1 protein-coding gene is annotated in these 451 nt (G+C 42.8%); it reads left to right on the forward strand.

What is annotated here, in order from left to right; translation table 11 throughout:
- Positions 1 to 371 (forward strand): GNAT family N-acetyltransferase (locus FH871_RS34405; protein ID WP_138995321.1); only part of this gene is annotated, 371 nt, incomplete at its 5' end.
- Between the last annotated feature and the right edge of the window lie 80 nt (positions 372 to 451).

The following is a 451-nucleotide window of genomic DNA, read 5'->3' on the forward strand; positions in this document are numbered from 1 at the left end:
TCATTCCCGACACTTTCTTGGTTGCTGAAATTGCTGGACGGATAACTGGTTACCTGGTCGGTTCTGTCACCCAGAAACGCTATCTAACTGATGATTTGTTTGAGAATGTTGTCTCCAATCCAGCAAGCGGTGGTTTTATCCAGATTCAGTCCCTATCGGTAGCACCAAAATTTGCGGGCCAAGGAATCGGTACAGCTCTCTTAGCTGCCTTAAAGGATTTGGCTCTAGCCCAGAACCGTGATGGTATTAGCCTGACCTGTCATAGTGAATTGATTCCTTATTATGAGATGAATGGTTTTAGCGATGAAGGCCCATCAGATTCTAACCACGGTGGTAGCCTCTGGAACAATATGGTCTGGGAAAATAGGTGAACTTTCCTTATCTCAAGTCAAGTGTTACGCCTTAGTGACAAACCTTGTTAAATTTGCATTTACCATTAATTTAAGATATA

Origin of the sequence: Larkinella sp. C7, from assembly GCF_006149005.1 — a bacterium.
Lineage (GTDB): Bacteria > Bacteroidota > Bacteroidia > Cytophagales > Spirosomataceae > Larkinella.